At 61.9% G+C, this 18,200-nt stretch carries 20 protein-coding genes; 7 read left to right on the top strand and 13 right to left on the bottom strand.

Annotated elements, in window-relative coordinates; genetic code table 11:
• Positions 1–56: 56 nt before the first annotated feature.
• Both HCT51_RS17795 and HCT51_RS17790 read left to right on the top strand, forming a co-directional pair.
• Positions 57–692 carry an RNA polymerase sigma factor gene (locus HCT51_RS17795; RefSeq protein WP_224760575.1) on the top strand — a complete coding sequence of 212 codons (636 nt, stop codon included), beginning with the start codon at positions 57–59 and terminating at the stop codon, positions 690–692.
• On the top strand, positions 689–1,486 hold the full coding sequence (locus HCT51_RS17790; protein ID WP_166880177.1) for a DUF4175 domain-containing protein: 798 nt from the start codon (positions 689–691) through the stop codon (positions 1,484–1,486). Before HCT51_RS17795 ends, HCT51_RS17790 begins: the two co-directional genes overlap by 4 nt.
• Before the next feature lie 495 nt (positions 1,487–1,981).
• Here the strand turns inward: HCT51_RS17790 and HCT51_RS17785 are convergent, their stop codons facing one another.
• The gene (locus HCT51_RS17785) at positions 1,982–2,320 is read right to left on the bottom strand and encodes a hypothetical protein (protein ID WP_166880180.1); all 339 of its coding nucleotides are present in this window, start codon (positions 2,318–2,320) and stop codon (positions 1,982–1,984) included.
• Between the two features lie 421 nt (positions 2,321–2,741).
• Here HCT51_RS17785 and HCT51_RS17780 point away from each other — a divergent pair, with 421 nt between their 5' ends.
• Positions 2,742–3,980, top strand: coding sequence for an LCP family protein (locus HCT51_RS17780; protein ID WP_224760574.1), 1,239 nt, complete (start codon positions 2,742–2,744; stop codon positions 3,978–3,980).
• A 318-nt stretch (positions 3,981–4,298) separates the two neighbouring features.
• On the top strand, positions 4,299–4,898 hold the full coding sequence (locus HCT51_RS17775) for a TlpA family protein disulfide reductase (protein ID WP_224760573.1): 600 nt from the start codon (positions 4,299–4,301) through the stop codon (positions 4,896–4,898).
• Between the two features lie 252 nt (positions 4,899–5,150).
• Here HCT51_RS17775 and HCT51_RS17770 read toward each other — a convergent pair whose 3' ends face one another.
• The 9 genes from HCT51_RS17770 to HCT51_RS17730 all read right to left on the bottom strand — a co-directional run bounded on the left by HCT51_RS17770 (position 5,151) and on the right by HCT51_RS17730 (position 11,990).
• Positions 5,151–5,819: a DUF4166 domain-containing protein gene (locus tag HCT51_RS17770; protein WP_191413670.1), complete on the bottom strand. Its 669-nt coding sequence runs from the start codon at positions 5,817–5,819 to the stop codon at positions 5,151–5,153.
• Complete coding sequence (locus tag HCT51_RS17765) at positions 5,816–6,424, bottom strand: SRPBCC family protein (protein WP_166880936.1); 609 nt, start codon at positions 6,422–6,424, stop codon at positions 5,816–5,818. The genes HCT51_RS17770 and HCT51_RS17765 overlap by 4 nt, the downstream gene beginning before the upstream one ends.
• 167 nt (positions 6,425–6,591) lie before the next feature.
• Positions 6,592–7,032, bottom strand: a complete 441-nt coding sequence (locus tag HCT51_RS17760; protein WP_166880666.1) for a hypothetical protein — start codon at positions 7,030–7,032, stop codon at positions 6,592–6,594.
• Positions 7,033–7,363: 331 nt separating this feature from the next.
• Positions 7,364–7,603, bottom strand: a complete 240-nt coding sequence (locus tag HCT51_RS17755) for a hypothetical protein (protein ID WP_166880669.1) — start codon at positions 7,601–7,603, stop codon at positions 7,364–7,366.
• Between the two features lie 179 nt (positions 7,604–7,782).
• Positions 7,783–8,394, bottom strand: coding sequence for a hypothetical protein (locus HCT51_RS17750; RefSeq protein WP_166880671.1), 612 nt, complete (start codon positions 8,392–8,394; stop codon positions 7,783–7,785).
• Between the two features lie 169 nt (positions 8,395–8,563).
• On the bottom strand, positions 8,564–9,226 hold the full coding sequence (locus HCT51_RS17745) for an ABC transporter ATP-binding protein (RefSeq protein WP_166880674.1): 663 nt from the start codon (positions 9,224–9,226) through the stop codon (positions 8,564–8,566).
• 11 nt (positions 9,227–9,237) lie between these two features.
• Entirely contained in the window at positions 9,238–10,686 is a 1,449-nt protein-coding gene (locus HCT51_RS17740) for a hypothetical protein (RefSeq protein WP_166880676.1), read from the bottom strand.
• The gene (locus HCT51_RS17735; RefSeq protein WP_166880679.1) at positions 10,687–11,679 is read right to left on the bottom strand and encodes a hypothetical protein; all 993 of its coding nucleotides are present in this window, start codon (positions 11,677–11,679) and stop codon (positions 10,687–10,689) included.
• Entirely contained in the window at positions 11,676–11,990 is a 315-nt protein-coding gene (locus tag HCT51_RS17730) for a PadR family transcriptional regulator (RefSeq protein ID WP_166880681.1), read from the bottom strand. Before HCT51_RS17730 ends, HCT51_RS17735 begins: the two co-directional genes overlap by 4 nt.
• 1,152 nt (positions 11,991–13,142) lie before the next feature.
• Between HCT51_RS17730 and HCT51_RS17725 the strand changes: the two genes are divergently transcribed.
• From HCT51_RS17725 to lepB, 3 genes are all read left to right on the top strand, one after another.
• A complete protein-coding gene (locus HCT51_RS17725) occupies positions 13,143–13,751 on the top strand; it encodes a hypothetical protein (protein WP_166880683.1) in 609 nt (202 codons plus the stop codon).
• Positions 13,748–14,314, top strand: coding sequence for an RNA polymerase sigma factor (locus HCT51_RS17720; protein WP_166880686.1), 567 nt, complete (start codon positions 13,748–13,750; stop codon positions 14,312–14,314). The genes HCT51_RS17725 and HCT51_RS17720 overlap by 4 nt, the downstream gene beginning before the upstream one ends.
• A 244-nt stretch (positions 14,315–14,558) precedes the next feature.
• Positions 14,559–15,293: a signal peptidase I gene (gene lepB / locus HCT51_RS17715; protein WP_166880688.1), complete on the top strand. Its 735-nt coding sequence runs from the start codon at positions 14,559–14,561 to the stop codon at positions 15,291–15,293.
• Between the two features lie 105 nt (positions 15,294–15,398).
• Here lepB and HCT51_RS17710 read toward each other — a convergent pair whose 3' ends face one another.
• The 3 genes from HCT51_RS17710 to HCT51_RS17700 form a co-directional block, all read right to left on the bottom strand.
• Positions 15,399–16,508, bottom strand: a complete 1,110-nt coding sequence (locus tag HCT51_RS17710) for a hypothetical protein (RefSeq protein ID WP_166880691.1) — start codon at positions 16,506–16,508, stop codon at positions 15,399–15,401.
• Positions 16,509–16,796: 288 nt separating this feature from the next.
• Positions 16,797–17,108: a hypothetical protein gene (locus HCT51_RS17705; RefSeq protein WP_166880693.1), complete on the bottom strand. Its 312-nt coding sequence runs from the start codon at positions 17,106–17,108 to the stop codon at positions 16,797–16,799.
• A gap of 310 nt (positions 17,109–17,418) precedes the next feature.
• Entirely contained in the window at positions 17,419–17,925 is a 507-nt protein-coding gene (locus HCT51_RS17700; protein WP_166880695.1) for a hypothetical protein, read from the bottom strand.
• Between the last annotated feature and the right edge of the window lie 275 nt (positions 17,926–18,200).

Raw genomic sequence — 18,200 nt, 5'->3', positions numbered from 1 at the left:
GCGCCAGTAAGGGTCGTCGCGAACGGGCTATGTGAGTCAGTACCGTTTACGGTCTGATGAGCGTGGTGTGTGTAACCAAATCGTCGGTGCGGACATTCTTAGGTATGGGGACTTCTCAGATTTCGGATGTCGAGCTGTGGCAGAGCAGCCTCGCTGGTGACGGCGCTGCCTTCGCCCGGCTGTTCGACCGGCACCGTGACCGCGTGTTCCTCTACGCCCGGCGGCTGTTGGAAATCCCGGCAGATAGCGAGGACGTCACCGCCATCGCGTTCCTTGAGTTGTGGCGTCGCCGCGACGACGTACGCATCGTGAATGACTCAGTGCTTCCTTGGCTTCTCGTCACAGTGGGCAACACCGCTCGCAACTCTGCGCGCGCGCGTCGCCGGCACGGGCGTTTCCTCGCGACCCTCCCTCCAGCCGATCACCAGCCAGACGTCCACGACGACATTGCCGACCGGCTGGACGGGGAAGGGGAGCGTCGCGCCCTCCGGCAAGCCATGCGGGAGCTGTCGCCCGTCGACCAGCAGCTTTTGACCCTGACCCACTTCGAGGGACTCACGCTCCACGAAGCAAGCGACGCCCTGAGCATCGGTTACGGCGCCGCTAAGACGCGTTTGTCGCGCGCCCGCAGTCGCCTGCGGTTGGCGATCGCGCCGAGCGTCCGCATGCCCGAAGAAAGGACCGCACCGTGAACGAAGCACAGTTCACCCAGGCACGCAGCGACCTGATCCGAGCGGAACTCCAACGCACGGTGGAAGCAACGCGCCGAGTCCGCCGTTCGCCTCACCGGAAGCGCTGGGGAATCGCCGTCTTCGCAATCGCTGGCGTCGTTTCGGGCGGCACCGTAGCGGCGGCCGCGACATCCGGTCTGTTCTGGCCGCACACCGAACCGAACCCGCTGCCGGGAGCACCCGCGGCGACTGCGTTGACCGACATCAGCATCACCGAAGGCACTGGCGATCTTGTCATCGAGCTCCCCAGCCAGCCCGCGGATGCCACGCACTTCAGCGTCGTCTTCACCTGCCGTAGCTCCGGGACTTTCGTGTGGGGATTCGACCCGTCCGGTAACAACCCGAGCACGGCGTGCCAGCCAGGCGAGATGAGCAGCCACAACTTCCCGATCACAGCGGACTCCACGAAATTCCACGTGACCACAACCGACGACCAGGCAAGCTGGTCCATTGCCAGCCGATACGTTCAAACTCGCACCGAAGCGCTCGGCGTCAACGAACACGGAGAAACCTACGGTGTCGCCGGAGACGGCAGCAACACGCCAGACCTGATCGCCGTCATCGGGGTCGCGGACGACGGGACAGCCATCGAGGGCTACGCGAGAGCCTCTGACATGGAACAACCGATGCCGTCCTCTCCCGAAGAAGCACTCCGCTCGCAGGAGGAGCATCAGGCGAAACACCCGAACGGGCGGGAGGTGCCGGTGTACAAATCGGATGGCACCACCCGCATCGGCACGTTCACCATCGGCTGACCACTCGTCCATACTCGCCAACCTTCGGAGCAAAAGCGGGACCCTGAGCGGGCACAGACTCAACTGTGGCCGCAGGCGCTCAGCTCGCGAGCATCGTGGCGAGCCCAGCGCAGAGGGGGTGTAGGTGCGCAACCCAGTTCCGCTACTAGCTGTCCTTGTTGCCTGCTCAGCTCTCATGTGCGGATGCTCGATCGTGTCTAGCAGCTACTCTGGCGGTCCCACCAGCGATGACGGCGGACGTCTCGTGGCGGAGAGACGCGATGTCCAACGTCGGTTTCAGTCGAGGGTGAAAGATTTCCAACACCACGTCCCGCCCGTTCACACCGTTCTGCTCTGCTGATATAGCCACGATGACCTACGAAATCGACCTCCCGGATGCAGTTCAGGCTCGGCGGAGGCGGAGATTTCCGTCGCCGACGGCGCACCGGTGAGGTTTTAGAACCATGCAGTGGTACGAACCCTCCCCGCGGTTGACGGTGAAGTCAAAAGCCGACCTCACCAGGTGAGAGCGAACCCAGAGGAGAACAGAGCAGCAAGCGCGAACACAATTCCGAGGCCGCTGACAAGGCCCGTGCCGATGCGCATGATGGCCTGCGGGATACTCCCCGAGTGATTCACGGCGCCGGCCAGAATCCAAGTTGCTGCGGCTAGGCAGATCACAACAACCCCACCGATCGACGCGAGCAGTATGCGGGTACCCGTGGAACACGCCGAAACCGTTGCGGCGCACACGGCCGATCGCGTACCAGCCCAGAGAAGCAGGAGCAGGATGACCGCGAGAACCGGCAGCAGCGTTGAGAAGCCCAATCGAGTTGTGGTGGAGAGTCTTTCCATGGTCTTCGTCACTCCTAGGGCTCTGCCGCCTTGTGGCCAAAATGGCTTATCAGCTGACCCTAAGGGGAGGTATCCAAAAAGTGTGGATTTCTTCAGGATGTATGCGTTGCAGCCGATGATCCGGCGCCAACTGATCCCATCTGACACAAGGGCACGAACTACGGGCAACCCGAAACCGGACGCTGAGCGGGCACAGCCTTCGGTCACCGGCTATGCGAGCGGGTGACCGAAGTCAGACACTAGCTCGCCGGGGCAGCAGGCCCGTCAGCGATCGAGACACTGCATCACACAGAACATAAGCCTCGCCTGATTGCGCAAGAAGACTCCGAGCCTTATGCAAAATTGATTCACGTTCGTTAGGCTACGTCGCGGAGCTCGGCGGCGAGGAGGCGGCTCAGTGGGAGAGCAGATGGAGTCAGCCATGGGCGGCAACGCCGCGCCTATTCGTCACGGCCGCACCAGAAGGCCGGCGCGGTGGAAGGCGCTGCTCAAGGCTCTCTCGATCTCGATCGCCGTGGTGCTGGTGAGTGCCACCGCTGTCGCTGGCACCACTGCATGGCAGCTTGGCGCGGAGCTCAGCGCCGACGCAGTAGACCTTTCTGCTGGATCGGATGCGCCGCCGCTACCCGCGATCGGGGCATACGGCGGCGGGTTCAACATTCTCGTCGTCGGCGTCGACAACTCTTCCGATCAGGGTGCGCAGTACGGCAAACGCACAGGCACGCTCAATGACGTGAATCTTGTTTTGCACGTCTCCGCCGACCACAGCAGCGCCGTCGCAGTCAGCTTTCCGAGGGACCTGGTCATTCCCCATCCGAGCTGTGAGGACCCCGAATCGGGCAAGTCCTTCTCCGCCATGTCTGCACAGCCGCTTAACGCAGCGATGGGACGTGGTGGTCTGGGGTGCGTAGCTAAGACGATTGAGAATCTCACTGGCTTGGACATTCCCTACGCCGCCACGATGAACTTCAACGCTGTCAAAGAGGTGACCGATGCAATCGGCGGCGTATCTGTCTGCTTAACTGCGCCCCTGCGTGACCGATACGTCCCCATCAACCTCCCGGCCGGGTACTCCGACATATCTGGAGAGGAAGCGCTTGGCTTCCTCCGCTCACGACATGGCGTCGGCGACGGCAGCGACTTGTCCCGTATTTCATCCCAGCAGCAATACATGTCGTCACTCGTGCGGAAACTGAAGAGCGCCGAGACTCTGACGAATATTTCGGCGATATACGGGATCGCGCAAGTAGTGAAAGACAACGTCCAGCTGTCCACGACTCTGGCGAGCATTGACACCATGGTCTCAATGGCCCAGGCCTTCAGCAGAATCGATCTGGGCGAGGTGACGTTCGTGCAATACCCGACCGGTAGCGACGCCCGCTACCCCGGAAAGGTCGTTCCACAGAAACGTGCCGCCACCGAACTGTTCGATAAGATCATCGCCGACGAGCCGTTCGCGCTCCCCGAAGATTCCACCGGGCGCGGCAGCGTCGATGTGTCAACCGAGCCGACGACAACCCCCGCGCCCGAAGCCGCACCCACACCAACGGATACACCATCTCCGACAGACACCGTCGCGCCGCCCCCGCCCTCGGTAGTCGACGGGCTAAAAGGAAGCACCGCGGAGCAGGAGACCTGCGCAGTACCCTTCGGGCAGTAGCCGGTTGAACTCGTCGAACACAGTCACATCATCGCTTGCAGCTGGAGTACAGGCCGTCCAGCCCAGGTCGACCACGCACGAGTCGGACCTTGAACGGGCGATGACGTGCAGCGCGCGGCGTTCACTGATGACCCCTGTCTGCTCAGCCCGGCAGTCGCTAGCGCCAGGTGCACCGGCCAGCCGGTGGCCGGGCTGGTGAAACGCCTGCTGAAACCGCAAACGCCTCCCTACCGAAATTGTGGTCGACTCGCGCCGGTGGACATTGAAGTATCGTTACGACAGTTTCGGAAAACGTAGAATCTTCATAGGGGAGTCCTGGTGCGTGCACGTGGTCCCGTTTCGATCCTCCTGAGCGCGCTGCTGATTCTCGCTGTCGCGGGTTGCACGGATGATCCCCTCGCGCAGCAATACCGCGAGGGTACCGACAAGGGGTACGTCGCGGGCGACGGTAACATCATCACCACTCCACTCGCGGAACGTGGCGACCCAATCGTCTTCGACTCGGAACTGAGCGATGGTTCCCAGATCTCGTCCGACGAATATGGCGGCAAAGTCCTAGTGGTGAACTTCTGGTACGCGTCCTGTGCACCGTGCCGGGAGGAGGCACCGGATCTGGAAGAACTGAATCAGGAATTCGCCGATGACGTCAGTTTCCTTGGCGTGAACCTCCGAGACTCGGCCGGCACCGCTGAAGCATTCATGCGGAAGTTTGAGATGACTTTTCCGACCGTGCTGGACGTCGACAACGGCACAATGACCCTTGCCTTTGCGGGTGTCACGGCGCCACGGGCCACCCCGTCCACAATCGTCCTCGACCAAGAGGGACGAGTCAGCGCACAAATAATGGGAATGTTCGATCGATCAATCCTTCGCACGCTCATCGCAGAGACAATCGCGGAGCCGACGGAAGCGCCCTGAACCATGGATCTCCCCGAGAATCTCGCCGCGCATTCGAAAGCGCGCACTGCATGACCAGATACCAGACATCGATCCCTAGCGCAGGTCCCGTGACTGGCCTGTATTCACGCGATCGGACAGAACTGCAGGGCGCGGTCCGCGTAGGGACGCGCAAGGGCAGTTAGAACAAGAAGCATCGGCGTGCATCTCGACGAGTTGTGCGAGGCCAGACATGGTGCTGGCGGCGAGTAGTCAGAATACCGGCGCCGCTGCCTAGGCTCGCCGTTCGTGGCGTCGTGGCTTGAGCCGGGCTGGCGCGTCGGACGCCGGAACGAAGTCGCACGTGAATTCGCCTTCGTAGCCGAACAGGAATCCGAAGAGACGATTTCGCACTTCCAGTCGGATCCGGTAGACGTTCGCTGAGTCATCGAATGACTCGTGCAGGTCGGCTCGGCCGCTGAAGAGCATCGGAAACCGGAACGCGAGGGGACCTTCGTAAAAGCGTTGGGCACCGGAGCACAGGCGCAATGACCCGTCCGGTTCGACTGAGAGGTCAAGGTCGACGGCCAGGTGCTGGTGGGTGCCCAGGTAGTCGAGCACCTTGCCGTCGCTCAGGACCATGGTCGCGTCGAACCGGCTCGGTCTGTCGCGAACCCGGTATTCACGCACGAACGTGACGGTCTCACGACCGAATGGGTCGAGGTAGGGATAGTTCTCGATCGTGAACGGCACGTTCTCGCCGAGATCGGGGATGAGGATGTTGCGAATCTTCCCGATGCGCAGGAAGGGGATCGTCCACCATGGCCCGCGCCTGATCTGCGCCATCGTGCCACGACCGATAGCTGCGTAGCCGGCGTCAAGCCCCACCCCGAATCGGAGCTGCAGCATTGGATGCAATCGATCGAAGTCATCGCCGAGTGCGTGCTGGAAAATCGACGTCATGGCGCTTCCAGGGTGTGCAGGGTTCTCGGGGCTTGGGCCATCGCGTTTCCGAGGCGCGGGGCTCGCCGGCATCGCGCCGCTTTGGGCCGGTCCGGTCGCCAAAACGCGAGAACGGACACCAGCGGCCACCGCTCCGGCGGCGTGCCCGTTTCAGCCCAGATTCGCAGGCGGTCGAAGCTCCACGCCGTCATCCATCCGATGAGTCGACGCATAACCAACCGGTCCACGAGTCGCCCCCACCCAGGGTCGTAATCGAAGCCGGTAATGAAGGTGGTTCGCTCAGCTGTCGGAAGGTACCGCCAGTAGCCACGGCCTGCTCCGAGTGGCGAGAATTTGTCGTTCGTCGCGAACCTCAGTGCCGAGGTGCGTGTTCCGTCCGGTCGCTGTCGCTCTCCTAGCGAGGTGCCCGTCCCCGTGATGGTGTGAAGCGGCATCCGGCGTTCGTAGGTGAATCGATAGCCGCCGGTTGGAAGCTCCGCGGCCGGAGTGATGGTGCTGAACCGAAGATCCCATCGCGGATGCTGAGCGACGCCCTGGGTGAGTTCCCACACGCGATCGACGGCGGCTTTGATCTCGATCTCAACATAGATCGCCTTGTCGCCCATTCGATCAGCTTGCAGCACGGCCCAGCATTGAGGAGGTAATGAATCGCGTGTTGAGCCCGGTCGTCCGACCCTGAAGGGGCAGCACGGCCAGTGCCTCGATTGTTATCTCGACTCGGACGACTGCGGGAAAATCGGGTTCCTGGCGCCACGCGGCGCCGACATAACGTCTAGGCGTGTCCTAAGGATCGTCGAGCAGCAATGTACAACAGCGTCAGTGGGGGTGTCGAAGCTAGCGCAACCAGGAATAGCCACGGCAGTATGTAGCTGATGGCGCCGCCGAAAGCGCATACAAGACCAACCGCAACTGCGACGGCGGCAGCCCATCCCACGCACAACCAAAAGGCCCGAAAGACGGAGCTCGGTTGAGCATACTTCTCGGGCTGTAGCCGCGCGGCCGTTGCTCTCACTCCGGCGGGTATTGCCGCAATAGTGAGCGCGAATACCCCGACGACACCGGCGGCGGGTGTCGCAAAGCTCACCACGACCAGAATCGCCAGGATAGCCGCCGCCAGGTAGAGCGGAGACATCACGAGCAAGAGCAGTCGGCCCTCCCAGATCTCGTTCCAATAGCCGCCCGTGAAGGGGATCCGCCAAAACGGTTTCGTCATCTCGTTCCTCCTCTCGTTGACAGCTACTCGAATAGAGTGCAGATCAGTCCGCCAGCCACCGCCATTTCGCTAGGGATCCTGGTGTCGACGCTGGGTAAGAATCGCGATTGTCAGGCTCAGGAGAAAGCCGAGAGTTACAAGGATGAACGCGAACCATTCGCCATCGTTTGCTGGCTCCCTGGCCACTTCAATTCCGCTGAGGACACTGCCCACCCCGAAGACAACCATCGCGAGCCACTCGATGATGATGCGGCCCCTGTTCGGTTCTTCCGATCCAGTCATCCGTGAGTACTCCAGTCTCGGCTAATCGCGTGCGCGATGATAGGAACGGTCAGTACTTGCCGGGGTGAATCGGCCGATCGCCGGGTCGCAGTACCGGGCCTCGAATTTCGTCAACCCGGTCGCGGCGACTTTCTAGCCGCCGATACTGCCACGGGTTGTTCGCCGCCTGCCCAGCTGTGGTGGTGGGAGTCGTAGGCGTAGATGCCCTGGCTTGGGTGCTGTCGGTAAGCAGGATCGTCGAGCCGAGGGCGTCGACGGTGAAGGAGAAGCTTCCCGCGCTGCTGCGCATGCTGACGATGTTACGTGCGGGATCGCGGATGAAGGAAGTGGTCGCCCCGGCCGTGATTTGTCTCCGGCAGGACGCCGACACCCGACGAGGGCGTTTCAACTGTGCCTGCGACTGACTCAGGTGGGTCCGTCGAAGGGGTAACAGTGAAGTGGGTGTTGGGGTGCGGGAAGCGACGGTGGTCAGCTCTCGATTGGCCGCGATTCTTCGATGGGTGTCACCGTTCGGTGTCGTAGATGGGACGATCCCGCATACGTCGCGCAAATGCCGCTGACGAGGATCGCGGCAACATAAGCCGTTGCCGGAGCGATCAAGATCGGCGACAGCCGCTCGATCGTCAAAATACCCGAGGCGATCAGAGTGACCGAAGCGGCGACGAGGGCAGCCCTGACACGAATACTGACCTTGGCGACCGGGACGATCGCCGGTATCAGATACAGCAGGCAAAGAACACCGAAAACCACGAACTTCCCGTCGTTGAACTCAAGCATCGACATCGCCACCCACCACGCCCAGGCCAGAGCCGCCGAATACCCGATCCAACCGAAAACGCGACTCGCGGCGCGATTCTGCCGCTCGTCCCATGTTGCCGCAACTCCCCGAAAGACAAAGCTGAGCAGAAGCGCTATGAGCTGAATCGCAACGGTGAGTATCAACAGAATCCGACCTGGAGAGCCGAGCAACACGGTCCGGCTCGGCGAGACGAGCCATGAAATGATTGGTATCCAAATCGCCAGGCTTGCGAGCGAGAAAATCACCAAATGAATCGTGGGATTTTTCATGGCGCTTGTCACTAGACCACCCTGTAATATCTTCGTAACTTACTGTCGGAATCGGGTGCCCGGCGCCTCTTCATCAGTCATTACTGAAGCAACCGGGCTCGGGACTATGTGTTGAAAAACGCCCGCACCCTGCACGATAACCGAATTATCGGACCTTCAACGGGCGGCTTGTTCGCGCGGGTCATGCGGCGAACGGCGACGAACCGGTGAGGCGTCTGGTGATTCGGCCGGCGTTGATTTCGAGGATTTCGGTGCTGAGCTCGTCGATGTCCTCCCGGTTGTGACTGGTGAAGACGATCGTTGTGCCCTTGGCCTGTTCCTCGCGAAGGATCCCGCGGAGGATGCGTACGCTGTCTGCGTCCAGGGCGTTGAATGGTTCGTCGAGGAGCAGCACTTCCGGGTTTTCCATGAGTGCCTGCGCTAGGGAGAGCTTCTGCTTCATCCCGAGGGAGTAGCTACGCACCTTTTGCTTCAGCTCGGGACGCAAGCCGATCCGCCGTAGCGCCGCGTCGACGTCGTCTGGGCTGATCCGCTTCTGGATGGCGGCGAGGTCGAGCAGGTTCTGTCGCGCGGTTGACCCCGGCAGGTAAGCCGGGCCGTTGATCGTCACGCCGAACCTGTCGGGGAAGCTGCGGTTCTTTGACAGGTAGCGCGGATCAATCCAGATTTCGCCCGCGTCTGGCACAGTGAATCCGCAGAGCAGCTTGAGCAGGACAGATTTCCCCGAACCATTTGCTCCGACCAGACCATATGTCTTGCCCTGGTCAAGGTCGAAGGAAACGTCATCGAGGATGACGGTCCCTCTGTACCGTTTGGTGACGCCACGAACCGACACGACTGTCATCTCTGTACCTTTCACGAACGTAGTTTTTGCCAATGAAGCAGTGGAGGAATTGACACGACGAGTACGCACAACGCCGCTGCCAGGGTGCCGGTGGCAGCGAGCACGGGAGACCACCCGCCCACCGCGAGAGCCATGCCAGACAGTTGGACAGGCAGCCAGGGCGAGGGCGTGTTCTGCAGGTACGCGAGCATGATCAGGAGAGCGCAGATCACCAGCGCACCAGCCCGACTTGGCGTGACCCAGGTGGCTCCGAAGACGGCGACGAGGTACACGGCAAGCTGCAGCACCCCATTGACCATGAACTGATAAGCCCACACTGCGAAGCCTCCATCAGGCGGAGAGAACTCGCGGCCTCCCCACAGCACGTAGATGAGGGTTGCCAGGCCAAGCAGCACGGTGACGAAGGCGATGGCTTTCAGTAACTCGACAAGTGCAAGGCGAGCGCACCATCGAGTGGTGGAACCGTGACGGAGGAGCTGAAGTTGCGCCCAGCCGTCCCGCAGCTGCGATAAGCGGGCACCGAACAGGTAGGCGTACCCGATGAAGATAAACGAGGAGACGAAGAACTGCGGGAGCGTGCCTCCGCTGCCGGTGAACGCGATCGACACCGTGTCAAACAGCGATGTATCGTGCAGGTTGATTCCGTTGATCGTGACAGCCAGTACTCCCACAACCCCGGCCATGAAGACGATCGCCGGTACATCGAATCGCCTGCCACCCCCGCGCGCACGCCTATCCTGCTCGCCGATCGCCAGAGCACAGAACATCCAGATGGCCGCGATGCTTGCCGCGGTGGACAGTGTTCCCTCCGCCGATGTCGCGCTCAAGGAGGCGTTGAGAAAGTAGCCAAGGTTCAGTGGCGACCCTTCCGGGACTGCGCCCATCGTTGCGGCACTGGCCCAGAGCCAGAGGGCGAGCGCGGACAGAATCTCCACCGCGCGCCGCCGGAAGACAACCCACAACGTGGTGAATAGGAACTGGATGGTGATGAGCGACAGGACGACGAGCGCGATCTGCAGGAGCAGCCCGAGAGGCGCCGAGATCCCGACGAGTGAAAGGCGTGCGGCAGCGGTTCCGGGTACGGGGTCGCCCGACCACCGCAACCCCAGTGCGGCACTGGCAATCAGCCATGCCAAGGTCAGAGAAGCCAGGGTCACGCCGATTGGCGGAACCGCGGCGGCGCAGGACACGTCGGCCAATCGGCGGAAGCTGCCCAACCGCATCAAGCCCGGCACGGCAACCGGTCGTGCAACTACCAGTCGCACCAGCCACACCGTCAGTACCACGTAGGTAATGAAGTACGGGTCTGTCGCCACCTCCAGCGCCAGATCCCAGGCCCCCGGGGACGCAGCAAGCTCGCCGGCCTCAGGCAGTAGGCGGGCGCCATACCCCAGCCCACCCAGCGTGATGAGAAGTGCGAACGACGCCGATCGAACCGTGTGACGCCAGCGCCGGCCCACTTAGGCGAGATTCTCGATGCGTTGGACCCGGCAGAGCACGACGAGACAGAGGATTCCGGTGAGGGCGGCCAACACCAGGGTCGGCGCGGCCCCCGCCAGGATCGAGGTTTGGCTGAGCCCGAACGGGAACGTTGAGTACACAAGCCCCGCCTGCGGGTACCCGATCACCGCGGCGATGACTGTTTGGCCGAAGTAGACCAGGAAGGGGATAGCGAGCGCGAACACGCGATTCTTCACCACGAGCAATGCGGCTATCCCCAGACTCGCGTAGATGCTCGCGGTGAAACCGACCCACGCCGAGTACGCGACGCCGTACGTCATCGTCCCGTGCTCAAGCAGCGAACTGTAGGTGGTGCGCTCGAAGCTGTCCGCCAGAGCTGTGCTCGTCGTCAGACTGTAAACGATCGGATTGACGGAAGGGTTCCCCAACGCGGGCCACAAGTAGAAAGCGACGACAAACGGGACAAACGCGAACAGGAAGAACACGACAAAACTGGTGCCACTGGCAAGGAGGAACTTGGCGAATACGTAGCTTCCTACGCGAACACGCACACGCGTATTGGACACATATCGGTGACCGATCTCCCGGTAGAAGCGCAGGCAACTCAGAAAAACGACCAACACCGGAAACACGAGGTTCAGCGGCGTGTTCATCAGCACCTGATACACGTCGAAGTTGTCCCTGAGGAGGACCTTGAATCCGCCGGCCAAGTCGTTGGAGACAACGCCGAGCAACAGGGGAACCGCAACCACCAACGCCGCAATGCCGACCTGCCTCCAACTGCGCGAGGTACTCATCTCCGTGTTCAGCAGTTCACGCGAGACCGCGGCTGCGGCGAAGCTGAATGCTCCGAGAACGATGCCGGAGCGGCGGATGTCCAACTCGTCGGCATCGCGCAAGTCGGCCATCCACTGTTCCCGATAGCGGGCACGGGCCGTCGCGCGAAGGGTGGCGGAGGCCAGAAGAACCAGTTGCTCGGCTAGGCGAATCATGCCTGGGCGCCGGTCGGTCGAAAGGAAGCATTTGATTTCGCGTCAAACCGCGCGATCACCGCTCGGGCCGCAACTGCACCACCGTCACTGAGTTTGTAGAAACGACGGCGCGGGCCGGGCCGATCATTCTCGGCCTCCCACGCCGAAGACACCCACCCCGCACGTTCGAGACGCTCCAAGATCGGGTACACACTGCCCGGAGGTCGTCCGCTCCCCTTGATCACGCGAAGACCCCAGCAGGCATCATCCCCTGCACTGAGCACACGGAGCACGTCCACAGTCGCGGCAGTGACCCGCGCGAGTTCATCCATGGCTGAACTCTAGCTATATCGAGATGGGTTCGTCTATTGCCCCCCCGCAGATCCGAGTGCAGGGCGCATCCACCCATGCATGTGAGCGGTCCTACAGCAACGAAAACCGTGCGCTGCCCATGGGCCGGGTCCGCAGACGGACCCTGAACGGGCAGCACGGCCAGAGCTTCCGCTAAGGGTCTTTGTGCCGACGCTGGGTGAGAATGGCGATTGTCAGGCTGAGGAGAAAGCAGAGAGTGACAAGGATGAACGCGAACCATTCGCCATCGTTCGCTGGATCCCGGGCCAATTCCATTCCGCTTAGGACGCCGCTCACCCCGAACGTAACAGTCCCGAGCCATAACATGATGATGCGGCCCCTGCTCGGTTCTTCCGATTCAGTCATCCGTGAGTACCCCAGTCTCGACTTATCGCGTCCATGAAGATAGGAACGGTCAGCACCTATTCATCGCGTCTCCAATTCGGCAGACCAGGACGCTGACGAAATGGCGAAACGAACTGCTGCGAGGGCACCTTGCGCCGAGGATCAGGGTGGGAGCGCCAAGAACAACACCTTCCGTCGCGTAACCCGTGCTTATCAGGAGGCCGAGAGAAGCGCTAGAGCTTTACTAGATTCGAGCCTGGCAAACATAGACGGGTCCGTCGAGTTGCGGGGATTGCGCCACGCATACGGGCACCCATTCTTCCTGCCCGCTGGGGTCAGCGAGGTGAATCCGCCAATCACCGTGCAGTAGTAGCGGCACCGAATTTCGCGGATGTACGGAGTGGTCGCCCCGGCCATCGTATGCCGCCTGCAGCCGGCCCTAAACCGGACCCTGAACGGGCACCAAATCGCTTCCCTTCGCTGGAGTTCAGAAGCGAAAGCGGAATCGTGCTCCTCAGCTCGACAACTCCAGCTTGTGTGGAGCTAGCTCCACACGCTGAAATGCAATTTATAACGCGTGCCCTCGAAGACTCCCATTCGCACACCCAAATTCGGCTGTCGAAGATCCTTCCATCTGGACGAATCACCATGACCGTCATCCCCGGTTGCCACTCACTCGCCGATGCGCAGTGAAGATTAGTCGAATTGATGCGATAGTTCGGTGGACGTTTTCCTTCCGGGCGGACATGTCTTAGGTGAAGGGCATGCGGCCCTAGAAGGAGTTCACGATGAACGACACCACCGAACCTGAGTCTGACGCGTTCGACCGCAGGCTTGACGCATCCGCCCCGGACACCTCCGTTCTGACGCCCGAACTTCACGCCGAGATGGCGAGGATTGCGGCAACGGCGAAGCGGGAGCTACCGAGTCGTCGGCCTCGACATCTGTCGCGAGCCGCGGTATTCGGTGTCGCCGCGGTGATCGGTCTCGGTGGCGTGGGTGCGGCCGCCGCTGCCACGTTCTATGAGTGGGGTTTACCGTGGGCGAGCAATCCGGATGGGATTGTTCATTTCACGCTGCCAAGCGGCACGGACTGTGAGCTGCGGGTCGGCAACTTCGCTGGGAAAAATGCGGAGGCGGCAGCGGCCGCGCGGGAGTTCGCCGGTAAAGCTGACATTCTCGACAGGGCGGACGTCCAGGGCACGTTCGAGGAGATGCGCTCCGCTGAGATGACCGTGGTCGGAGGCGGAGAGACACCTGGGGACGATTTCTTCTATAAAACCGCTGTCGCACGGGCTGTCGGGTTGGTGGTTTACGAGGAACTGGAGCGACAAGGGTTCGACACTGTCGGGCTTTCCTCCGAGGGTGAGATGCACTGCTCGGACGACCAGTCGTGACGCGCGCCTCTCGTCGTGAGCCCGCGGATCGGCTTTCTGAAGCCCTCACCGCGGTAGCACCGGACCTGCTCAAGTATTTTCAGCGCCGCGTGAATGGTGCGGATGCCGCCGATCTGCTGGCGGAGACGATGACGACCGCGTGGCGGCGTGAGCACCTGCTCCCCGGCGAGCCGGAGAAGGCGAGGATGTGGCTATACGGGATCGCCCGGAACACGCTGCTGAACGCTGAGCGGAGCGAACTACGACGGCTGCGCCTCGCCGACCGTCTCCGGTCGATGTTGGCCGTCCATCACGATGCTGTGGGGCAACCAGCCGATACCGGCGGCGAGGTCAGGGACGCGATCGAGCGGTTGGAACCGCACCTCGCCGAACTCATTCGGCTGGTGCACTGGGACGGGCTCACACTCGTGGACGCCGCGGCTCTCATCGGCATTCCGGCATCGACGGCCCGTGGCCGCTACCAACGCGCAAAGCAGGAACTTCGCGAGGCCTTGGGCTCCGAATCTATTGGCACGGATGGAGGAACCTTTGATGCCAGGCACAACGCGGGCGCCATCTCTTGAACGTATCGATCCCGCTGCAGTCGAGCTCCCGCCCTCACAGACCGTGATCATTGTGTTCGTGAGCCCGGAGCACTCAGCTGGCAGCGTGTAGCGGCGCAGGTTGGTAAGAGGATGCGCGTTTGCCCTTCTCGTTTGGATCGCGCGCTCTCGTCCGCCCGGTGGCTCAGCGCGTTCGTTGGTCGAGGGTTGATGTCGCCGGTGACGAGCGACCATCAGATGTCCCAGACGGGGGGAACGAGGTTGAATGACTGACACTCAGCAGACACACGTTCCCTCGGCAATGGAGCGCCGCAGGAAGAGCGTAGGGATCTTCCTCCGTGACGTGGTCGTCATATTCCTCGCCGCGATCCTGATCTCCTTTTTGATCAAGATCTTCCTGGTCCGGTCGTTCTATATTCCGTCCGAGTCGATGATGGACACCCTGCACGAGAACGACCGGATCATCGTCAACCAGCTCACCCCGGACCTGATGCCGCTTCAGCGTGGCGACGTAGTGGTGTTCAAAGACCCCGGCCAGTGGCTCCACCCGCGAGTTCCCGAACCGCAAAACCCTGTTCTCGCTGCCTTCGACTGGTTGTTCTCCGTCGTCGGGCTGTCGGCGCCCGACAGCAACGATCACCTCATCAAGCGTGTCATCGGGCTGCCAGGAGATGTTGTCGCCTGCTGTAACGAGTTCGGTCAGGTGACCATCAATGGCGTCCCGATCGACGAGCCATACGTCGTGCTTCTCGCCGGATCTGATCGAGTCTCGGAGGCTGACTTTGAGGTGACGGTGCCGGAGGACTCGCTCTGGGTGCTCGGCGACAACCGGTACGCCTCCGCCGATTCCCGGTTCAACACCGACAAGCCCGGCAACGGGTTCGTCCCCTACGACAACGTCGTCGGCCGTGCCATCCTGATCACCTGGCCGATCGATCGCTGGACCTGGCTCGACAACCACGAGTTCACCTTCCGGGGAGTTGAACCCGCGAAGGAGTGACCGCGGCTGCACTCGTTGGCCAGATCGCTGGGAAACGCGATGCCGGTCGCGAGGGGGGACCCTCAGTCGGCTTCCGCTTGCAGAGTGGCGAATGGTCGGATGTCCCTACCGGCTCGTTCCAAGCTGCCAGATCTCGCGGTCCCTGTCGTATGTCCATGTTTGACGAGTTGACGTGTCGTGAGCGAGGTCTCGGAGCCAGTAGGTCTGGTCCGGGTCCCAGCCAGCCAGCACGGTCGCAAGATCATCATCGACTGGAATAGCGCGCCCTGCGGTGGTCAGGTAGCCGCCGACCGTGAGATGTACCGCGTCGTGGTCGTGCTGGACCTGCGCCCAGTCAGGGATAACCCAACGACTATTCCGACCTGTGGTGCGGTACCAGTCGTGTCGGCGGGATGCCGTGACTTCCATCGGGTAGCGCCGGCACAGCTCGGCCCAGGCTGCAGGCCCATCGATCTCGTATACTCGCGCGTCGACGGGGAGGTGGATTCGTTCGGCCGTGGCTGCCTTCCAGCCGAGTCCGTCTTCGACGAGCCACAGGGCCACGGGCCCCCGTCCTTCGAGCGCACGCGTTGTTCGGGGCAACCCAGTAGGCGGTTTTGACCACCATGTCCCGCTCCAGTTAGCTTCGGGGTTGATGGGTCGGTCGCGGCTCGCGGCAAGTTCCTCCTCGATCTGCAGGGCGGGCCACGCTTCGAGCGTCTCAAGAGCGGTCTTCGTTGCTCTTGTCGTGCCTGTGCCTGCTGTTTCGGTGAAGGTGACTTCCCACTGCTCGCCTTCGTCCATCGAATCGGCCCACCAGGCTGCGGAGGAGGACGCGGTGATGGCTTCGGCTACGCGCACGAGCGCCGCGCGAACCTCAGGCGTCGTGGCGAGAATGTCTTCGCCGTCGGGTTCTTGCCAGTACCTCGCGTTGTCCACTGCCGCTGTCAGCGAGAACAGCAGGGTGCGTTCGTTGGTCTCTGCAAGCGGGACATCTTCCAGAATGCGCCCTACGTCTTTGGGTGAAGGCTGTGGCGGCGGCTGGTCCGCACCTGCCCCGAAAAGCACTCTCGCTGATGTGCCACGTCCAGGGTCGAGAGCAAAGGAGGCGAAGAACACGGCTTCGCGGAGCCCGTCAAGGGGACCACGCCTTGGATCCCATCCTTGCAGCGCGAACGCAAGACACAGCCGTCTTCCACGGGGGCCGGTGAGCAGATCATCGGACTGCAGGCTCATGAGGCCACCCTATGGGGCCCAGCGACGCGGAGGAGCTGGCCCCGAGATCGAACTGGGAACGGATTCCCGTAGCGGAACGTTTGCCGACGCGCTCGCAAGCCGGACGCTCATCGGGCGGCCAAAAGGGGTGCCGTCCGGCGACATACCAGACAAGCGCGCCGACTGCTGGGGCGAATAGGCCGGCCGCATTTGTACACCGGTATCTGCAGACCGTTGGGATGCTTCGCTTGATGAGCCTCCTGAAAGCGGAGTGCTTCTTCGGGAGAAGACGGCATCGATTGCTCCAGGTCAGAAGCTCTCGTGTAGCCCTGTTGCGACAGTCACAAGTGTGATCGAAATGAGGAGTGGAAGCCCGTTGAATAGCAGCACACCCGCGCCAGCCAAGAAGGCTGCTAGGGAAAGACGAAAACCGCGAAGGTCAGGCCGCGCTTTGAGCTCACGGCGACTCGCCAACGCAAGAACAACCGCCGCGGCCGCAACGACGAGGCCGAGCCATATTGACACGGACACGAGCACAATCGACGCGAGCCCAACGACGAGGGCCCCGATCGCCCGGCCCGAGTAGGGCTGGGCTGAGGTTGCGGGATGATCGTCCGTCATGCGGGCAATCTAGCAGCCTCGCCGGGCCAAGGGTCGGACCAAGACCGCTCCGTGTTGAATGGCAGGACCCACTCGCTAGGGGTGGCGTCGGGCGGGAAGAACTTGTAGCAGTGAGAGTGCGTTGACCGAGCGAAGAAGCTAACGCTGGACAAGTCCATGGCTCCTCGCCGCAAAACATCCAGTGTGACGGACGCTCAGCGGGCACTTCAGCCCACGAGTTCGCGCCCTTCGATTTACATGGCGGTAGTGTCGCCGGCTGTTGGGATTCGCCTCAGATTCCGAAAATATTGGCGCGGCTGCGCAGTTTGCTCTAAGGAGCTCCTGAGCTATCGCCTGATTCTTCGGAATCATGCTCCAAAGTGTCTTGTGATGGAGGCTTCGAGATGGAGAACGGGAGCAACCCATAGAGTGCTGCACCGATGGTCGCAAAGCCGGCAAGTGCATTGAAGCGCGATGGATCTGCCGGTGGATACATTGCAGCCCAGGACTGAAAGATCCAGATTGCGCAGGTGAAACCGGCGACCGCTCCTGCCCAAAACAACGGAGTTCGCCTGCTCGAAGAATCATTGGGACCCTCCGGCACCACGCTGCTCGCACCGATGCCCGCGCCAAGGAGAACCACTCCGAGTCCAATGGCAATGAGCCAGACCGGTAGCGCAGCGGCATTCTCGCTATTCAAGTCGTTCCGAAGCGTCACTGTTGTAGGCAGATCATCTGCCCACAACACCCATGTCATGAGGAACGTAAGGAATGGTAGCCAGACGGTCGCCGCGGCCAACGCGTCTCGAGTTCGCACGGTCCAGGTACGCGTCGCCATTCGTCGAGACTATCCGGTCACTCAAAGCGGGAAGGGCAGCAGATTCGCGCATCCTTCAGCCAACCACCCGCGAGCGGGACCCTAACCGGGCGATTGTCAGGCCTACAGGGAGGGCTGTGAGAACCACAGCGAGCGGTGGCCACGGCCGCGGCAAACACCTCGTTACCAGAGGCGTGCAACGATCAAGGCGTAGCCGGGAATGAGTAGGTAATAACCCCGGGAGGATTCGGTGAACGATACAGAGCTAGATGGCCTGCTGCAGTCCGCGGTTGCGC

The organism is Salinibacterium sp. ZJ450, from assembly GCF_011751885.2.
Lineage (GTDB): Bacteria > Actinomycetota > Actinomycetes > Actinomycetales > Microbacteriaceae > Ruicaihuangia.
This window is presented reverse-complemented; position numbering and strand designations above follow the sequence as displayed.

Bases quoted from the DNA above. Each gene is read 5' to 3' on its own strand.
- HCT51_RS17710 (WP_166880691.1), bottom strand. From the start codon at position 16,508: ATGAGCCTGCAGTCCGATGATCTGCTCACCGGCCCCCGTGGAAGACGG.
- HCT51_RS17735 (WP_166880679.1), bottom strand. From the start codon at position 11,679: ATGATTCGCCTAGCCGAGCAACTGGTTCTTCTGGCCTCCGCCACCCTT.
- HCT51_RS17770 (WP_191413670.1), bottom strand. From the start codon at position 5,819: ATGACGTCGATTTTCCAGCACGCACTCGGCGATGACTTCGATCGATTG.
- HCT51_RS17725 (WP_166880683.1), top strand. From the start codon at position 13,143: ATGAACGACACCACCGAACCTGAGTCTGACGCGTTCGACCGCAGGCTT.
- HCT51_RS17785 (WP_166880180.1), bottom strand. From the start codon at position 2,320: ATGGAAAGACTCTCCACCACAACTCGATTGGGCTTCTCAACGCTGCTG.
- HCT51_RS17745 (WP_166880674.1), bottom strand. From the start codon at position 9,226: ATGACAGTCGTGTCGGTTCGTGGCGTCACCAAACGGTACAGAGGGACC.
- HCT51_RS17705 (WP_166880693.1), bottom strand. From the start codon at position 17,108: ATGACGGACGATCATCCCGCAACCTCAGCCCAGCCCTACTCGGGCCGG.
- lepB (WP_166880688.1), top strand. From the start codon at position 14,559: ATGACTGACACTCAGCAGACACACGTTCCCTCGGCAATGGAGCGCCGC.
- HCT51_RS17730 (WP_166880681.1), bottom strand. From the start codon at position 11,990: ATGGATGAACTCGCGCGGGTCACTGCCGCGACTGTGGACGTGCTCCGT.
- HCT51_RS17765 (WP_166880936.1), bottom strand. From the start codon at position 6,424: ATGGGCGACAAGGCGATCTATGTTGAGATCGAGATCAAAGCCGCCGTC.
- HCT51_RS17760 (WP_166880666.1), bottom strand. From the start codon at position 7,032: ATGACGAAACCGTTTTGGCGGATCCCCTTCACGGGCGGCTATTGGAAC.
- HCT51_RS17780 (WP_224760574.1), top strand. From the start codon at position 2,742: ATGGGCGGCAACGCCGCGCCTATTCGTCACGGCCGCACCAGAAGGCCG.
- HCT51_RS17700 (WP_166880695.1), bottom strand. From the start codon at position 17,925: ATGGCGACGCGTACCTGGACCGTGCGAACTCGAGACGCGTTGGCCGCG.
- HCT51_RS17755 (WP_166880669.1), bottom strand. From the start codon at position 7,603: ATGCGCAGCAGCGCGGGAAGCTTCTCCTTCACCGTCGACGCCCTCGGC.
- HCT51_RS17795 (WP_224760575.1), top strand. From the start codon at position 57: ATGAGCGTGGTGTGTGTAACCAAATCGTCGGTGCGGACATTCTTAGGT.